This window comes from Nocardia sp. NPDC059180 (genome assembly GCF_042754945.1).
In the GTDB taxonomy this organism is placed as follows: domain Bacteria; phylum Actinomycetota; class Actinomycetes; order Mycobacteriales; family Mycobacteriaceae; genus Nocardia.
In genome coordinates this window covers 22,976-36,632 of the sequence record NZ_JBHZBU010000006.1, presented here as the reverse complement: position 1 = coordinate 36,632, position 13,657 = coordinate 22,976, and the positions used below count along the sequence as shown (strand labels likewise).

18 protein-coding genes are annotated in these 13,657 nt (G+C 67.0%); 4 read left to right on the top strand and 14 right to left on the bottom strand.

Translation table 11 applies throughout. From position 1 onward, the window contains the following. Positions 1-428: 428 nt before the first annotated feature. Positions 429-1,112 carry a DNA alkylation repair protein gene (locus ACFXNW_RS19500; RefSeq protein WP_379419126.1) on the bottom strand — a complete coding sequence of 228 codons (684 nt, stop codon included), beginning with the start codon at positions 1,110-1,112 and terminating at the stop codon, positions 429-431. A 285-nt stretch (positions 1,113-1,397) separates the two neighbouring features. Here ACFXNW_RS19500 and ACFXNW_RS19495 point away from each other — a divergent pair, with 285 nt between their 5' ends. Together ACFXNW_RS19495 and ACFXNW_RS19490 are read left to right on the top strand one after the other, a co-directional pair. Beyond that, the gene (locus ACFXNW_RS19495; RefSeq protein WP_379419125.1) at positions 1,398-1,826 is read left to right on the top strand and encodes a hypothetical protein; all 429 of its coding nucleotides are present in this window, start codon (positions 1,398-1,400) and stop codon (positions 1,824-1,826) included. Between the two features lie 44 nt (positions 1,827-1,870). After that, on the top strand, positions 1,871-2,296 hold the full coding sequence (locus tag ACFXNW_RS19490) for a hypothetical protein (RefSeq protein WP_379419124.1): 426 nt from the start codon (positions 1,871-1,873) through the stop codon (positions 2,294-2,296). A gap of 95 nt (positions 2,297-2,391) precedes the next feature. Here the strand turns inward: ACFXNW_RS19490 and ACFXNW_RS19485 are convergent, their stop codons facing one another. Further along, on the bottom strand, positions 2,392-2,598 hold the full coding sequence (locus ACFXNW_RS19485; protein WP_379419123.1) for a DUF397 domain-containing protein: 207 nt from the start codon (positions 2,596-2,598) through the stop codon (positions 2,392-2,394). Continuing rightward, entirely contained in the window at positions 2,588-3,469 is an 882-nt protein-coding gene (locus ACFXNW_RS19480; protein ID WP_379419122.1) for a helix-turn-helix domain-containing protein, read from the bottom strand. The genes ACFXNW_RS19485 and ACFXNW_RS19480 overlap by 11 nt, the downstream gene beginning before the upstream one ends. Positions 3,470-3,789: 320 nt before the next feature. On the opposite strand from ACFXNW_RS19480, the gene ACFXNW_RS19475 reads away from it, so the two are divergent. Then, on the top strand, positions 3,790-4,665 hold the full coding sequence (locus tag ACFXNW_RS19475) for an oxidoreductase (RefSeq protein ID WP_379419121.1): 876 nt from the start codon (positions 3,790-3,792) through the stop codon (positions 4,663-4,665). Between the two features lie 554 nt (positions 4,666-5,219). Continuing rightward, positions 5,220-5,570 (top strand): hypothetical protein, encoded by a 351-nt coding sequence (locus ACFXNW_RS19470; protein ID WP_379419120.1) that lies wholly within the window; start codon positions 5,220-5,222, stop codon positions 5,568-5,570. A gap of 24 nt (positions 5,571-5,594) precedes the next feature. Here ACFXNW_RS19470 and ACFXNW_RS19465 read toward each other — a convergent pair whose 3' ends face one another. The 11 genes from ACFXNW_RS19465 to ACFXNW_RS19415 form a co-directional block, all read right to left on the bottom strand. After that, complete coding sequence (locus ACFXNW_RS19465; protein WP_379419119.1) at positions 5,595-6,050, bottom strand: SRPBCC domain-containing protein; 456 nt, start codon at positions 6,048-6,050, stop codon at positions 5,595-5,597. A 44-nt stretch (positions 6,051-6,094) separates the two neighbouring features. After that, on the bottom strand, positions 6,095-6,454 hold the full coding sequence (locus ACFXNW_RS19460) for a DUF3817 domain-containing protein (RefSeq protein WP_379419453.1): 360 nt from the start codon (positions 6,452-6,454) through the stop codon (positions 6,095-6,097). Positions 6,455-6,483: 29 nt separating this feature from the next. Beyond that, positions 6,484-6,960 carry a transcriptional regulator gene (locus tag ACFXNW_RS19455; RefSeq protein ID WP_379419118.1) on the bottom strand — a complete coding sequence of 159 codons (477 nt, stop codon included), beginning with the start codon at positions 6,958-6,960 and terminating at the stop codon, positions 6,484-6,486. 309 nt (positions 6,961-7,269) lie between these two features. Then, complete coding sequence (gene rdgB / locus ACFXNW_RS19450) at positions 7,270-7,878, bottom strand: RdgB/HAM1 family non-canonical purine NTP pyrophosphatase (RefSeq protein ID WP_379419117.1); 609 nt, start codon at positions 7,876-7,878, stop codon at positions 7,270-7,272. Continuing rightward, the gene (gene rph / locus ACFXNW_RS19445) at positions 7,878-8,648 is read right to left on the bottom strand and encodes a ribonuclease PH (RefSeq protein WP_379419116.1); all 771 of its coding nucleotides are present in this window, start codon (positions 8,646-8,648) and stop codon (positions 7,878-7,880) included. The genes rdgB and rph overlap by 1 nt, the downstream gene beginning before the upstream one ends. Positions 8,649-8,791: 143 nt before the next feature. Further along, positions 8,792-9,556: a cyclic nucleotide-degrading phosphodiesterase gene (locus ACFXNW_RS19440; protein WP_379419115.1), complete on the bottom strand. Its 765-nt coding sequence runs from the start codon at positions 9,554-9,556 to the stop codon at positions 8,792-8,794. A gap of 251 nt (positions 9,557-9,807) precedes the next feature. After that, positions 9,808-10,572, bottom strand: coding sequence for a rhomboid family intramembrane serine protease (locus tag ACFXNW_RS19435; RefSeq protein WP_379419114.1), 765 nt, complete (start codon positions 10,570-10,572; stop codon positions 9,808-9,810). 100 nt (positions 10,573-10,672) lie between these two features. Then, entirely contained in the window at positions 10,673-11,635 is a 963-nt protein-coding gene (locus tag ACFXNW_RS19430) for a PLP-dependent cysteine synthase family protein (RefSeq protein WP_379419113.1), read from the bottom strand. Positions 11,636-11,642: 7 nt separating this feature from the next. Then, complete coding sequence (locus ACFXNW_RS19425; RefSeq protein WP_379419112.1) at positions 11,643-11,915, bottom strand: MoaD/ThiS family protein; 273 nt, start codon at positions 11,913-11,915, stop codon at positions 11,643-11,645. A gap of 40 nt (positions 11,916-11,955) precedes the next feature. Continuing rightward, positions 11,956-12,378, bottom strand: coding sequence for a Mov34/MPN/PAD-1 family protein (locus ACFXNW_RS19420; protein ID WP_379419111.1), 423 nt, complete (start codon positions 12,376-12,378; stop codon positions 11,956-11,958). A gap of 217 nt (positions 12,379-12,595) precedes the next feature. Continuing rightward, positions 12,596-13,657: a P1 family peptidase gene (locus ACFXNW_RS19415; protein WP_379419110.1), complete on the bottom strand. Its 1,062-nt coding sequence runs from the start codon at positions 13,655-13,657 to the stop codon at positions 12,596-12,598.

The window sequence follows — 13,657 nt, the reverse complement described above, 5'->3', positions numbered from 1 at the left end:
CGAAGCGGGGCAGCGCGGCTGACCCCGTCGGCGGTCGCGAGCTTGCGTTCGGCAGACGTTCCCCGGCCGGTTCAGCACGGCGCCGGACACGAAGCGGGGCAGCGCGGCTGACCCCGTCGGCGGTCGCGAGCTTGCGTTCGGCAGACGTTCCCCGGCCGGTTCAGCACGGCGCCGGACACGAAGCAGGGCAGCGCGGCTGACCCCGTCGGCAGTGGCGAGCTTGCCTTGGGCAGACGTTTCCCGGCCGGTTCAGCACGGCGCCGGACACGAAGCGGGGCAGCGCGACCGGCGATTGCGGGCGGGTCTCGACATGTTCGCATGCGACTTCGGGGCCGTCGCCGTTGTCGACCAGTTCACCGTTGTACAGCGCCGTCGAGTTCGCTGCGAGCCTGGGGCGGATCGAGATAGGCCCGGCGGCGGGGGGCTGCCTACTTCTCCTGCTGTCGGCGCACGATCTCGGTGATCCAGATGGGTGCGAAGGGTGACGTGCAGCCCGGGGAGGTCGGGTAGTCCTTCAGGACTTCGAGGCGCTCGCCGATGTCCAGGGCGCGGGGGCGGTGGTCTGGGTGTTCGATGCCGATGTCGGCGAGGCAGGTGTTCATTGCCCACTGGAGGCGGTCGGGGGCCGCTTTCATCTGCGCTTCGATGACGTCGAGCAGGCCTGGGAGGTCGAGGCCCTCGGGTTTCTTCACTACGCGGTCGGCGGTCAGGGCCCAGCCGGCGCTTGCGACGACCGGGTCCGGATCGGCGAGCCAGGTCAGCCGTAGCTCTTCGGCGTGCGGGTTCTTCTTCACCGCGTAGTTCACGAGCCAGTCCTGCACCTTGGGTGCTCGCGCTTCGCGCATCATGGCGTCCAGCTCGTCGGGCTCGAAGGCCTTCGGGCGACAGATCAGCAGAGCCAGTAGACGCGCCGCGGTGTCGCCGGTCCGCCAGAGTTCGCGGGCGAGATCCTGCTGCGTCTTCAACCGTTTGGCCAGCGCACGCAGCTTGGTGAGATTGACGCCGTGATCGTCACCGTGTTTCTCGTTCACCGCGCGCATTTTCGGGTCCTCGAGGGCGGCCAGCTCGGCCATCACCTCGGACACAGATTCGGTCGACGTCGACTCGGCCACGTGGAATCCTCCGTCCGGCTCCTGGGGTTTCAGGCTACGAGGGCAGGCGGGGCTGTTCGAGTTCAACCGCATCGTGGGGCGACCCCACTCCAGCCGCGGAGGTCGACGCCGCGATCGTCACCGCGCGGCGTCCCCACCCCCACCCTCGGAGGTCGATCGGTTTCCCACAGCAGGGAAGAGTCTCTCCCTCTCGCGGTGCAGGATCTTGACGGATCACCTATCGGCACACGGTCACCGACGCCGCGAGGTGGTCGCTCGATTGTGTTTCGGAAGGAAAACTGAACGATGCGTATGTTCAAGCAGGTAGCCAGGTTGGGCCTCGCCATCACGGCAATTCTCGCCGGATCGCTGACCATGGCCGCCCCCGCGAATGCCGCGACTCCGGCCTCAGTCTGTGGCGGCGGCAGCTACAAAGTCATCGACACCCGCGGCTTGGGCAATCTCGCCACCGTCTACCTGCTCTACAACGGCCGAACGAACTGCGTCGTCACCTGGAAGACCGCCAACGTCGGCACCAAGACCGTCACGAAGGCAATGGTCGCAATCTGGGGGCAGTCCAGCAGCTACAAGGTAGACATGAATGCATACGCGTACTACGCCGGTCCGGTGAAGGTGGATGCCCCCGGCAAATGCATCGCGTGGGGCGGCAGCGCATCGAGGCCCGACAACACGGGGCACAACTGGGAGGCGCCGAGCCCAAGCCACTGCGGCTGAGCCCTCACCCCATCGGCCGATCCCCTCAGAAAGAACAATGAACAATGCGTGTAATCAAACACGGAGCCAGGCTGGGCCTTGCCGTCGCGGCGATCCTCACCGGATCGCTGACCATGGCCGCCCCCGCGAACGCCGCGACCCCGGCCTCGGTCTGTGGCGGCGGTAGCTACAAAGTCATCGACAGCCATAACCTGGGTGGTCTCGCCACCATCTACCTGCTCTACAACGGCAGGACGAACTGCGCAGTCACCTGGAAGACCGCCGATATCGGCGTCAAGACCGATACCGGGGTCGGCCTCGGCATCTGGGGAGCCAACTCCCCGCAGATCGATGCTGGATGGTTCGAGTATTACGCCGGCCCCGTGAAGGTGGATGCGCCCGGCAAGTGCATCGGCTGGGGCGGCGCCGCAACGAGCAAAAGCGGCCGGACGGTCAGATGGAACGCGCCGGGTCCGAGCCACTGCGGCTGAGCGGCGATGAGACGAACCTCGTCCTCAGCCGAAACAGGCTGAGGACCAGGTCGTTTCGATGGGTCGAACTGCCCCGCCCGGCCGCGACAGTTCGGTCAGTGGTTGTCGAAACCTCCGGCGCGGGTGCGGGTCAGGAAGGTGTCCCACTCCGAGGGGTTGAAGACGAGGGCGGGGCCGGTGGGGTTCTTCGAGTCGCGGACGCCGACCAGCCCGCGATCGAGATGGGCGACCTCGACGCAGTCGCTTCCAGCCGAGCTTCGGCGAGACTTGAACCACTTGGCCTTGGATAGATCAACGTTCACGCTCGTACTCCCTCGCTCTCGTACGCAGTAGGCACTTGGTGTCCACCGGGTCCAACGCTACATTCCACATGGCCTGGAATGCTTTTCGATAGCGATCCACGGAGGCGGGCCGGTCGTAGTACATGTCGCCGGTGTACGAAGACTCGACGAACACCGTTGACGGCTCGTGAGCATGGCGTTCGAAATCGAGAACCGTAAACGGCCCTGTTGAAGTGCCGAGCGGGAAGCCCTTGGCGAAGGGCAACACCTTGACCTGGACATTCGGGGGCATATCGGCAAGGAAGCGCAATTGTGCCGCCATCACCTTCCTTCCGCCCACTACCCGGTGCAGTACCGACTCTTCTAAGATGAGCTTGGCCGGCACGGGATTGCGTTTGCGCGTGATGGTCTTCTGTCGGCCTATTCGCATCCGAATACGCCGATCCAGCTCATCGGCATCACTGTCCGAGAAGTAAGCCGCATCCAAAGCCCTTGCGTACCCGACAGTTTGAAACAACCCGCTGACCATGTCGGGTCGAAACACCGTCAAGCTCGAAGCTACCGACTCCAAACTCACATACGGTGCAAAGTTCGCCGGGATCAACTCCCCGTACTCATGCCACCACCCGCCGTTCCTCGACTCACTATCCGCCTCCTGAGCCAACCCCAGCAAAGCCCCCTGCTGACCGACCTCGTCATACAGCTCGCACAACCCCACAATGTCCGGAACATGAATCTTCCCCGGATGCCCGGTCTCCAACCGCTGCACCGTCCCGGCCCCGCGCCCGATCTGCCGCGCCGCTTCGGCGATGCTCAATCCCGCTGCCTGACGCATCTCCCGCAGGTGTCGACCCAGTTGACGCCGAGGCACCGTATTGCCCGATGTGGGCATAGTGATCCCCTCCTGTGAATGGCCATCCCCTGCCGAGGAACCATTGTGGCCCAATCCTGGATGCCTCACAGGGAAAACGTGAAGATCGGTGCGATCTGCCTATCACCGCAGGTAGAACCCGGTGCGAACCTGGTTTGCTCGCTTCCGGCATCGGAGACCGGGCCCGTCGTCACCACACCCCTGCCGTGGCGGCACATCCGGCATCGGCCATGGCGGCCGCGCTGGGTGGCGATCCATATCGCCCCGGTCTCCGATGCTCCAGACAGATCAGCGTCCGAGACACTCTTCACAGAGAACTTACTCAGGAGTAAGGTCGGTGCATGGCGTGGAAACCTGAGCAGATATCCGATCAGACCGGACGCACCTTCGTCGTCACCGGAGCCAATGGCGGCCTCGGTGTCGAGACCACGACGATGCTGGCGAGCAAGGGCGCGACGGTGGTCATGGCCTGCCGTAACGCGGCCAAGGCCCAAGAGATCGCCGACCGCATCGCCGGTGACGTGAAGGTCGCACCGCTCGACCTCGCCGATCTGGCGTCGGTGCGCGAATTCGCCGCCAACTGCGGGGAATTCGATGTGCTGATCAACAACGCCGGCTTGATGAACGTCCCGTTCTCGCGCACCAAGGACGGCTACGAAACCCAGTTCGGCGTCAACCACCTGGGCCACTTCGCGCTCACCGGGCTACTGCTCGATCGCATCCGCGACCGGGTGGTGTCGCTGGCCAGCATCGCGCACAAGCAGACCCCGAAGCTCTGGATCGACGATCTGAACTACGAAAACCGCCGTTACCAGCGCAATCTCGCGTATGCGCAGTCCAAGCTCGCCAACCTGATGTTCGCCCGCGAACTCCAGCACCGCCTGGAAGATGCCGGATCGAAGAAGCGCTCCTACGGAGTACACCCCGGCGTGTCGGCCACCGACCTGTTCGCCCGCACCGAAACCCCGCTGGACCGCATCAGCAAGCCCTTCGTCCGCCTGATCGGCCACCCGCCCGCCAAGGCAGCTCACTCCACCTTGTTCGCCGCCACCGAACCCGAAGCCGACCCCAACACCTACTGGGGCCCCACCCGCCTGTTCCAATCCCAGGGCCCGGTGGAACCCTCCCCCTCGACCAAGCTGTCGAAGAACCGCGAACTCCAGCGGCGGCTGTGGGAAGAATCCGAACGCTTCACCGGCATCACCTACAAGTTCTAGCGAACCCGCACGCCACGCACCGGATCGGCGGCCGGCCATTTCGAGCGGCCGCCGCTCCGGAGCCGAATCCACCTGAGCCGCAGCGCTCCGCCTCGAAGGGCTCGAAGATGGCAGCGGTTCGGTGGTACCGACGATCTACACCGGCCGGTCCCCGCAAGCACCGCGGACCAGGTAGTCGATTCCATCCGACGGCCGTCCACCTTCTCCAGGTATCTACTGGCACCGCTCGTAGCAGCTCGTACTCGATACTCCTGCAAGCTACTGGCGCAGATCGACTGGCAGCCGCCGACCCATAGTGATCGACGCAACTGGCGTCCAATACTGCTTACTTCCTTGGCATTTGACGCGTACTCCATCAAGTTCAAGAAGAATTTATGGCACCATTACCTTCTCTTTACCTACTATGAGAGTTAGTAGGTACGGGCTCGGCCCGGCGAAAACGGAGAGGCAATGGCGCCATGACGCGAGAGAACAGGTCGCGAGCACACGCAAGAACCGGCACTACAGGCGACGATTCGCGATCGGTCAGGCAGCGAAAGCGACCGCGGGTATCGGTGATCACGCTGCTGCTCGGCCTCATCGCCTCCGGCGCAATGCTCACCGCAGGCCCCGCCGCGGCCGAAACCAACAGGGCCGACAGCTCCCACAAACGCAGCGACTCCGGCAGTAATCACAACAAGACCGGATGGCGCAAGATCGACCCGCGCGGCTACCACCACAGCGAAACCGACCCGCGCCGCCGCGCCGACCAGCGCGATGCCCGCCGCGAATACCGGCAACAACAACGACAACCCGAAGTCCCCCGCAGCAGTGATACCGGTGGCGGCACCTCCACCTGGACCAGGAGCGATCGCGCCGACGGCAGCGGCTGGACCGTGTGCAAACCGCAGGCCAGTTATTGCTGAGCCTGGGGTCCCTTCGTTGCCGCGCTAACCGCCCTCAACAGCCGTCTTGATCCCGCTGACGTGCGCTTCCCACATGCCGCGCGAACGCTCGGCCTCCTGCTCACTGGCGTTGTTGTCCTGGCTCAGTGACAGGTGGGTCGAGTTCGCGTCGCCGGTCAGCTCGTAGGTGAGGGTGTGGTAGTTCGCCGGCACGTCCGACTGACCGGACAGCGCGCTGAAGTGGGTCATCTTCAGTAACCGGTCGGGCTCGACGGCAAGGATCTCGCCCTTGTCCGTATAGGGCCGTCCCTGGTACTCGCCCTCCCAGACGATCTGGCTGCCCACCTTCCAGTCGGTGCGCACGTCGGCGCCGAACATGAACCGGCGGATCTGCTCCGGGTCGGTCAGCGCCGCCCAGACCTGTTTCGGCGAAGCAGCGATATCGATGTCCGCCGTGGCGACATAGCCCGTCATTGCCATCAACTCCCATCGCTCGATCATTCGAGCGTAGGCCGCGGCGGGTGAGCGGGTCTTGGAGAAAGCCGTCAGACGCCGAAGTCGCGCTTGACCTGCTGGGCGTTGCGGTGTTCGACGAAGAACGACAACAGCGGGATGGTGCCTGCGAGCAGGGTGCCGATGGTGCGGCCCGCGGGCCAGCGGATCTTGACGGCCAGGTCGGCGGTGAGGATCAGGTAGAGGAAGTACACCCAGCCGTGGACAACGGCGATCCAGCGCGGGGTGTCGACGTCGAAGCCGTACTGGGCGATCATCTCGGCGGTGAGCAGCAGCAGCCACAGACCGGTGGTCCAGGCCAGCACGCGGTAGCGCAGCAGCGCGCTCTTGATCTTCGTGGTATTCGCGGGGGCCTTACGGGTGGTGACGGGGGTGGCGCCGTCGTCGGTCAGCGTGGTGTCGGTCGAGTTCTCGCTGGCGGTCAACCGGCGCTCCTCTCGGTGTCGCGGGCGTCGAGGCCCGCGGCGCGGACCTGTTCACCGATATCGTCGGCGTGCAAACGCGCCAGGTACTGGTTGTATTCGGCCAGCGCGGGATCGCTACCCCGCGCCGCCGTCGGCCGCTCGGGCAGGATGCCCGCCGGAATCTCACGCGGCGCGGCCTTCTTGGTCTTGGACCTGGCAGGCTGCGCGGCCGGTGCGGGAGCCGACTGCTCCTCCTCGGCTTCGCTCTCCAACCGAACGAACCGGAAGTACGCGAACACCGCGAACGCCGCGAACAACGGCCATTGCAGGGCATAACCCAAGTTCTGGCCGGTCCCGCTGGAGGACTCGAACCGCTCCCACTGCCACCACCCCAACGCCAGGCACGCCAGCGCGGCCACAACCACCAGCGCGATCAGCGCGGGCCGATTATGCCGAGGGCGATGCTGCGCCGAAGGGCCGGAGGGGGCGGACACGCATACCACGGTACCCGTCTACTACACGAACCGTAGGGGCAGGTGGGCGCTCTCACGCGCCGGTGAACGTACCGGGCACCACCACCGGTCGCCCGACCACGCACGATGCCACACTGCCCACGCCTGCGACTCCGCACCATCCCGCGCTATCGAGTACCTCGACGCACGGCGACGCACGTCCGCGCCGGTAGGCGCAGCAGCAGGTCGGCGCCAGCGAGGCCCGACCGATCAGGTCAGTCGACCAGCGCGGCGGGAGCAGGGATCAGCTGGGTCAGTCGACCAGGACCATCAGTGCGGGCAGCAGCTCGATCACTCGACCAGCGCCGTGAGTGCAGGCAGAAGTTGGGTCAATGCACGCCCGCGGTGCGAGACGGCGTCCTTCTCGGAAGGGCTCAGCTGCGCCGCGGTCGTCGTCCCACCCCCCGGCACGAACAGCGGGTCGTAACCGAATCCACCGGCGCCGATCGGCTTGCGCCCGATCGTGCCCGGCCATTCGCCGCGCACCACGGTTTCCACCCCGCCCGGCACCGCAAGTGCGCAGGTGGAGACGAAGCGGGCGCCGCGGCGGTCGTCGGGGACGTCGCCGAGCTGGCCGAGTAGCAGCGCGTTGTTGGCGGCGTCGTCGCCGTGGCGTCCGGACCAGCGGGCCGACAGAACGCCGGGCATGCCGTTGAGGGCGTCGACCTCTAGGCCGGAATCGTCGGCGACGCAGGCCAATCCGGTGGCTGCGGCGCCGTCGCGGGCCTTGGCCAGTGCGTTCTCCTCGAACGTCGCGCCGGTTTCGGGCGCTTCGTCGTAGGCGGGGACGTCGTCGAGGCCGACGATCTCGAGCCCCGCCACGCCGGCGTCGGCCAGGATGCGCCGCAGCTCGTTCAGCTTCTTGGCGTTGCGGCTGGCGACGAGCACACGGCGGGTCATCACTTCTTCTTCGGCTCGGCCGGTTCGGGAAGCACACCCGGGTACGGCAGCGCGAGGGCTTCCTTCTGCACCTCGAACAGCTGGTCACAGCCGGCGAGCGCGGAATCGAGCAGCTTGTCCAGAGTAGAGCGCGGGAAGGTGGCGCCCTCACCGGTGCCCTGCACCTCGACCAGCGTGCCGGTATCGGTGGCGACCACGTTCATGTCGACCTCGGCGCGCGAGTCCTCCTCATAGGGCAAGTCCAAGCGCACCCGGCCGTCGACCACGCCGACGCTCACCGCGGCGATGGCGCAGGAAATCGGCTGCGGGTCGGCGAGCTTGCCCGCGGCGGCGAGATAGGTGACCGCGTCGGAGAGCGCGACGTAGGCGCCGGTGATCGCGGCGGTGCGGGTACCGCCGTCGGCTTGGAGCACATCGCAGTCGATGGCAATGGTGTTCTCACCGATGGCGGCCAGGTCGATGCACGCGCGCAGCGAACGCCCGATCAGGCGGCTGATCTCCTGGGTCCGGCCGCCGACCCGGCCCTTCACCGATTCCCGTCCGCTGCGGGTGTGGGTGGCGGCGGGCAGCATCGCGTATTCGGCGGTGAGCCAGCCCAGCCCCGAGTCACGCCGCCACGGCGGCACGCCCTCGGTGACGCTTGCGGTGCACATCACCCGCGTCTGCCCGAACTCCACCAGCACCGAACCGGCTGGATGCGTGGTGAATCCACGGGTGATCCGTACCTCGCGGAGCTCATCGTCCGCCCTGCCATCGGCTCGTCTCGACACGAGGGCCAGCGTAATGGGATCAGGCTGCCCGGATACGGCGGGGCCTCGAGCGCGTCTCACTCAGTGGTCACAGCGCGTGCCGACCGCACCACCCAACCGGGCGCAGGCCACACGAATCGGATCGAGCCGACGTACCCGCCGACTCAGAGGTCGAAGGACTCCCCCGGTGCGACCGCGTGCACGGGACCGGTGAATTCAGCCTTGGCTTCGGCGATCACATCTTCGCGCGAAGTCCACGGCGGAATGTGGGTGAGCAGCAGCTCGCCGACACCGGCTTCGGCAGCGATCCGCCCCGCCTCGGTGCCCGAAAGATGAATACCGGGAGGACGATTGGCCGGATCGTGGGTCCAGGACGCTTCCGCCATGAGCACATCGGCGCCCTGCGCAAGCTCATGCACCTGCGAGCACATCGCGGTGTCGCCGGTGTAGACGAAGGTGCGCCCGGCCGCGGTGACGATGCGCAGGCCGTAGGACTCCGGCGGGTGGAACATCCGGCGCGCGGTCACGGTGTGGCCAGGGCCGAACTCGATCGGCTCGCCCTCGGTCCACGGGCGCATGTCGATCACGTCGGACCAGTCGTCGCATTCACCGCCGACCTCGGCCGAGGCGTTGCCGATGCGCACCGAGGTGTCCGAAGGACCGCGCACGATGGCCCGGCCGACCGGCGGCGTCGGGTGGTACCGCCGCCACACCAGCAGGCCCGGCAGATCCAGGCAGTGGTCGGCGTGCAGGTGGGTGAGGAAGATCGACACGTCGCCGGGGTTGGCGTAACGCTGTAACGCGCCGAGCACCCCTGGACCGAAATCGATGACGACCGGCGACATGTCCGGGCCGGTGAGCAGGTACCCCGACGCTGGGGAGTCCGGGCCGGACACACTGCCCGAGCACCCGAGGACGGTAAGGCGCATTCCACCATGCTGCCACGACGAATTCTCGCTCAAGAGCCGATCCCCCAAAAAGCCGGGCCGAGACCGCTGCGACCGGAAATGCCTGCAAGCACCGGTCTGCGCCTCACGACGGTGTGGACGTTCATCACCAGAGAGTACCCAGCAGACCGGCGCCGCACCCACCGCGCTGAAAAGGTGCACTCACCAAGTGATTCCGCCGAGCTCGAGCGGGAATCACAAAAAGGCCGCATTGTGACGCGCAACCCGGACGGTCAGCTGCGGCCCGGCGTGATGGCCGGACCGGCACCGGCGCCCGGAAGCGCCGCGCGACTTTTGCGCTCGTCACCGGAAAGCATCCATGCAGCCAGCACGCCGCCCACGGCTCCGAACAAATGCCCCTGCCAGGAGATGCCCGGCTGCCCCGGCAGTACTCCCCACAGCAGCGACCCGTAGACCGCGAGCACGATCAGGCCGATGACGATCTGGCCGACATGCCTGCCGAACCAGCCGCGCAGGATGATGAAGGTCAACCAACCGAAGACCAGCGCGGACGCACCGAGATGCACGGTGCCCGACCCGCCGGTGAGCCAGGTGCCAACGCCCGCGACGACCCAGATGATCGCCGTCGCCGCCAGACCGCGCCCGATACCGGAGACCAGGGTGAGGAACCCGAGTACCAGGACCGGCAGGGTGTTGCCGACCAGATGCGCCCAGCCGCCGTGCAGCATCGGCGCGTAGAGGATGCCAGTGAGCCCGTCGAGCTGACGCGGCTCGATTCCGGCCTGATCCAGATCGACGCTGGACACGGCGTCGAAACCTTCGATCACATAGAGCAGGGCGACGAAGCCGAGCACAACTGCTGCGGCTCGCGCCCACACCTCGCGTGCTCCGGTGAAGCCGCCCGGTGCGCCCGGCGACTTCCCCAGCTGTGGCGGCGCGGCTCCCGGCACGGGTGGCAGTGGCTGCTGCGCGCGCAACGCCGCGATCCGTTCGGGATCGAACGAGGCCCCGATTCCGGTTCCACCGGTCACCGCCATCACCTCCTCGCACGGTGCCGGGCACGAGCCCGGCACCGGCAACGCCGGTCGTCGGCGGCGCTATCCGCCGCCGAATGCACCTTCGAGGGTACCGGCGACCTCAGGCCCAGAGCTGGCCGTCGAGGCGTTCCTCGGCCTCTTCCAGGGTGCCGTCGTAGGCGCCGGTGGACAGGTACTTCCAGCCGCCGTCGGCTACCACGAACGCGATATCGGCCCTGGTACCGGCCTTGACGGCCTTGCGTGCGACACCGAGCGCGGCATGCAGGATGGCGCCGGTGGAGATGCCTGCGAAGATGCCCTCTTCGAGCACAAGCTCCCGGGTGCGGCGCACCGCGTCGTAGGGTCCGACCGAGAAACGGGTGGTCAGCACCGACTCGTCGTAGAGCTCGGGGATGAACCCCTCGTCGATGTTGCGCAGCCCGTACACCAGCTCGCCGTAGCGCGGTTCGGCCGCGACGATCTCGATGCCAGGCACCTTCTCGCGCAGGAAACGGCCCACGCCCATCAGGGTTCCGGTGGTGCCGAGTCCTGCGACGAAATGGGTGATCTCGGGCAGATCGGCCAGGATCTCCGGACCGGTGGTCTCGTAGTGCGCGAGCGCGTTGGCCGGATTGCCGTACTGGTAGAGCATCACCCAGTCGGGGTTCTCGGCGGCGATCTTTTTGGCCATGGCGACGGCCTGGTTGGAGCCGCCCGCCGCCGGTGAATCGATGATCCGCGCGCCGAACATGGTGAGCAGCTGCCGCCGCTCCACCGAGGTGTTCTCCGGCATCACACACACCAGCTGGTAGCCCTTGAGCTTGGCGGCCATGGCGAGTGAGATGCCGGTATTGCCGCTGGTCGGCTCCAGAATCGTGCAGCCGGGACTCAGCAGACCGTCGGTCTCGGCCTGTTCGATCATGCGCAGCGCCGGGCGATCCTTGATCGACCCGGTGGGGTTGCGGTCCTCGAGCTTGGCCCACAGCCGCACCGGATGCTCGCCCTCCCACTGCGGGGACAGGGTGCGCAAACCGACCAGCGGGGTGTTGCCGAGGGTCGCGATCAGCGATTCATAGCGGGCCACGAGGGATCTAGCCTCCGGCGACGGCGGGCAGGATGGTGACGCTCGCGCCCTCGGGCACCTCGGCCTCCAGGCCGCCGGTGAAACGCACGTCTTCGTCGTCGACGTAGATGTTGACGTAGCGGTTGAGCTTGCCGCCGGAGAGCAGCCGATCCTTGAGCCCCGAGAAATTGGTGTCCAGGTGATCGATCAGCGCCGACAGCGTGGCACCCTCGGCCTCGACCCGCTTCTCACCTCCGGTCAGGGGGCGCATGATGGTCGGAATGGACACGGTTACCGGCATCGGTGAACTCCTCGGTTGAACTTGCGAATATCGTTGGTGGTCAGTTGTTTTCGTAGCTGTCGACGATCTTCACCGGTTCTTCGGTGACCTCGCCGTCCAGGATCCGGTAACTGCGCAGCTCGTGCTGCTCGGGATCACGGGTGGAGACCAGCACGTAGTGGGTATCCGGCTCGGAGGCGTAGGACACATCGGTGCGGCTCGGATAGGCCTCGGTCGCGGTGTGCGAGTGGTAGATCACCACGGGGACCTCGTCGGCGTCGTCCATCGCGCGCCACACCTTCAGCTGCTCGCCCGAGTCGAAGCGATAGAAGGTGGGTGAACGCTCGGCATTGATCATGGCCACGAAACGCTCCGGGCGATCCGAGCCCTCCGGCCCCGCAATAACACCGCATGCCTCGTCCGGGTGGTCGGCGCGAGCGTGCGCCACCATCGCATCCACGAGGTCGGCCCTGATCACGAGCACAATCGAACCCTTCCGCATATCCGCACAGCCGTCACCGACCTGACACAGCCGACAACGAGTCAGGGTATTCGGGTATTCCGGACGCGCTGAATCTGGCTCCTGCCGGGGGCGGCGAGCTGGGGGGATCGCGAGTTGGCGGGTCGCGGACTCTCGGCGACTCCGATCGCGGGCGCAGCAGGACCGCGCGATCGAGCGTGCTACAGCGATGGTGACGACCTCAGCCTGGAAACAGCTCGCCGTACGACGGGATCCCGGCGATCGAGCGGGCCGAGAGGATGGCGTCGACGATCGCGCGTTCCACGCAGACGGCGGCGGCGGTGCAGAGCTGGTCGAGGACGAGTAGATCGTTGGGGAAAGCCGGCGGCAGGGGCGGGGGTTCGGGTGCGGTGGCGGTCCCGGTGGCCAGGGCGAAGATGGTGTCGCCGTCGAGCGGGGAATGGGCGGGACGGATGGCGCGGGCGAGGCCGTCGTGGGCGGTGGTGGCCAGGCGGCGGGCGCCGACTGTGTCCAGGGGTGCGTCGGTGGCGACGACACCGATGGTGGTGTTGAGGACCGTGCCCTTGACCGGGAGGGCGTTGGCGACGGCGAGCTGTTCGGGGGTCGCGGGACCGAGGCCGAAGTGGTCGGGGCCGTCGGTGCCCGCGCCCCAGAGCAGACCGGTGCGTGGATCGAAAACCGAGCCGACGGGGTTGGCGACCATGAGCGCGGCGACCGTCATCCCGGCCGCCGCACCGTCACTGAGCACTACGCTCGCACTACCGATCCCGCCCTTGATCGCCCCCGCCCGCGCGCCGACACCCGCACCGACCGTCCCGCGCTCGAACTCAACGGCAGCATCGGCCGCAGCCCGATAACCGAACTCGGCGGTCGGCCGAATGTTCCAGTCTCCCACCGGAAGATCGAAGATCACCGCCCCCGGCACGATCGGCACCACCCGGCTGGGATCGGTCGGATCCATCGGAATCCCGGCCCCGTTCTCCTCCAGCCACCGCATCACCCCATCAGCCGCCGCGAGCCCGTACGCACTCCCCCCGGTCAACAACACAGCGTCGGCCCGCCGCACCGTATTCACCGGATCCAGCACATCGGTCTCCCGGGTGCCCGGCCCTCCCCCGCGCACATCGACGGCCGCCACCGCCCCACCCGGAACGCGGATCACGGTAGAGCCGGTCGCCGCCCCTGACCCGACCGTCGCATCCTCATCGAGCACATGGTGGTGCCCCACCAATACACCCGCCACATCCGTCAACGAATTTCGCGCGCCCGCCACCGCATTCAC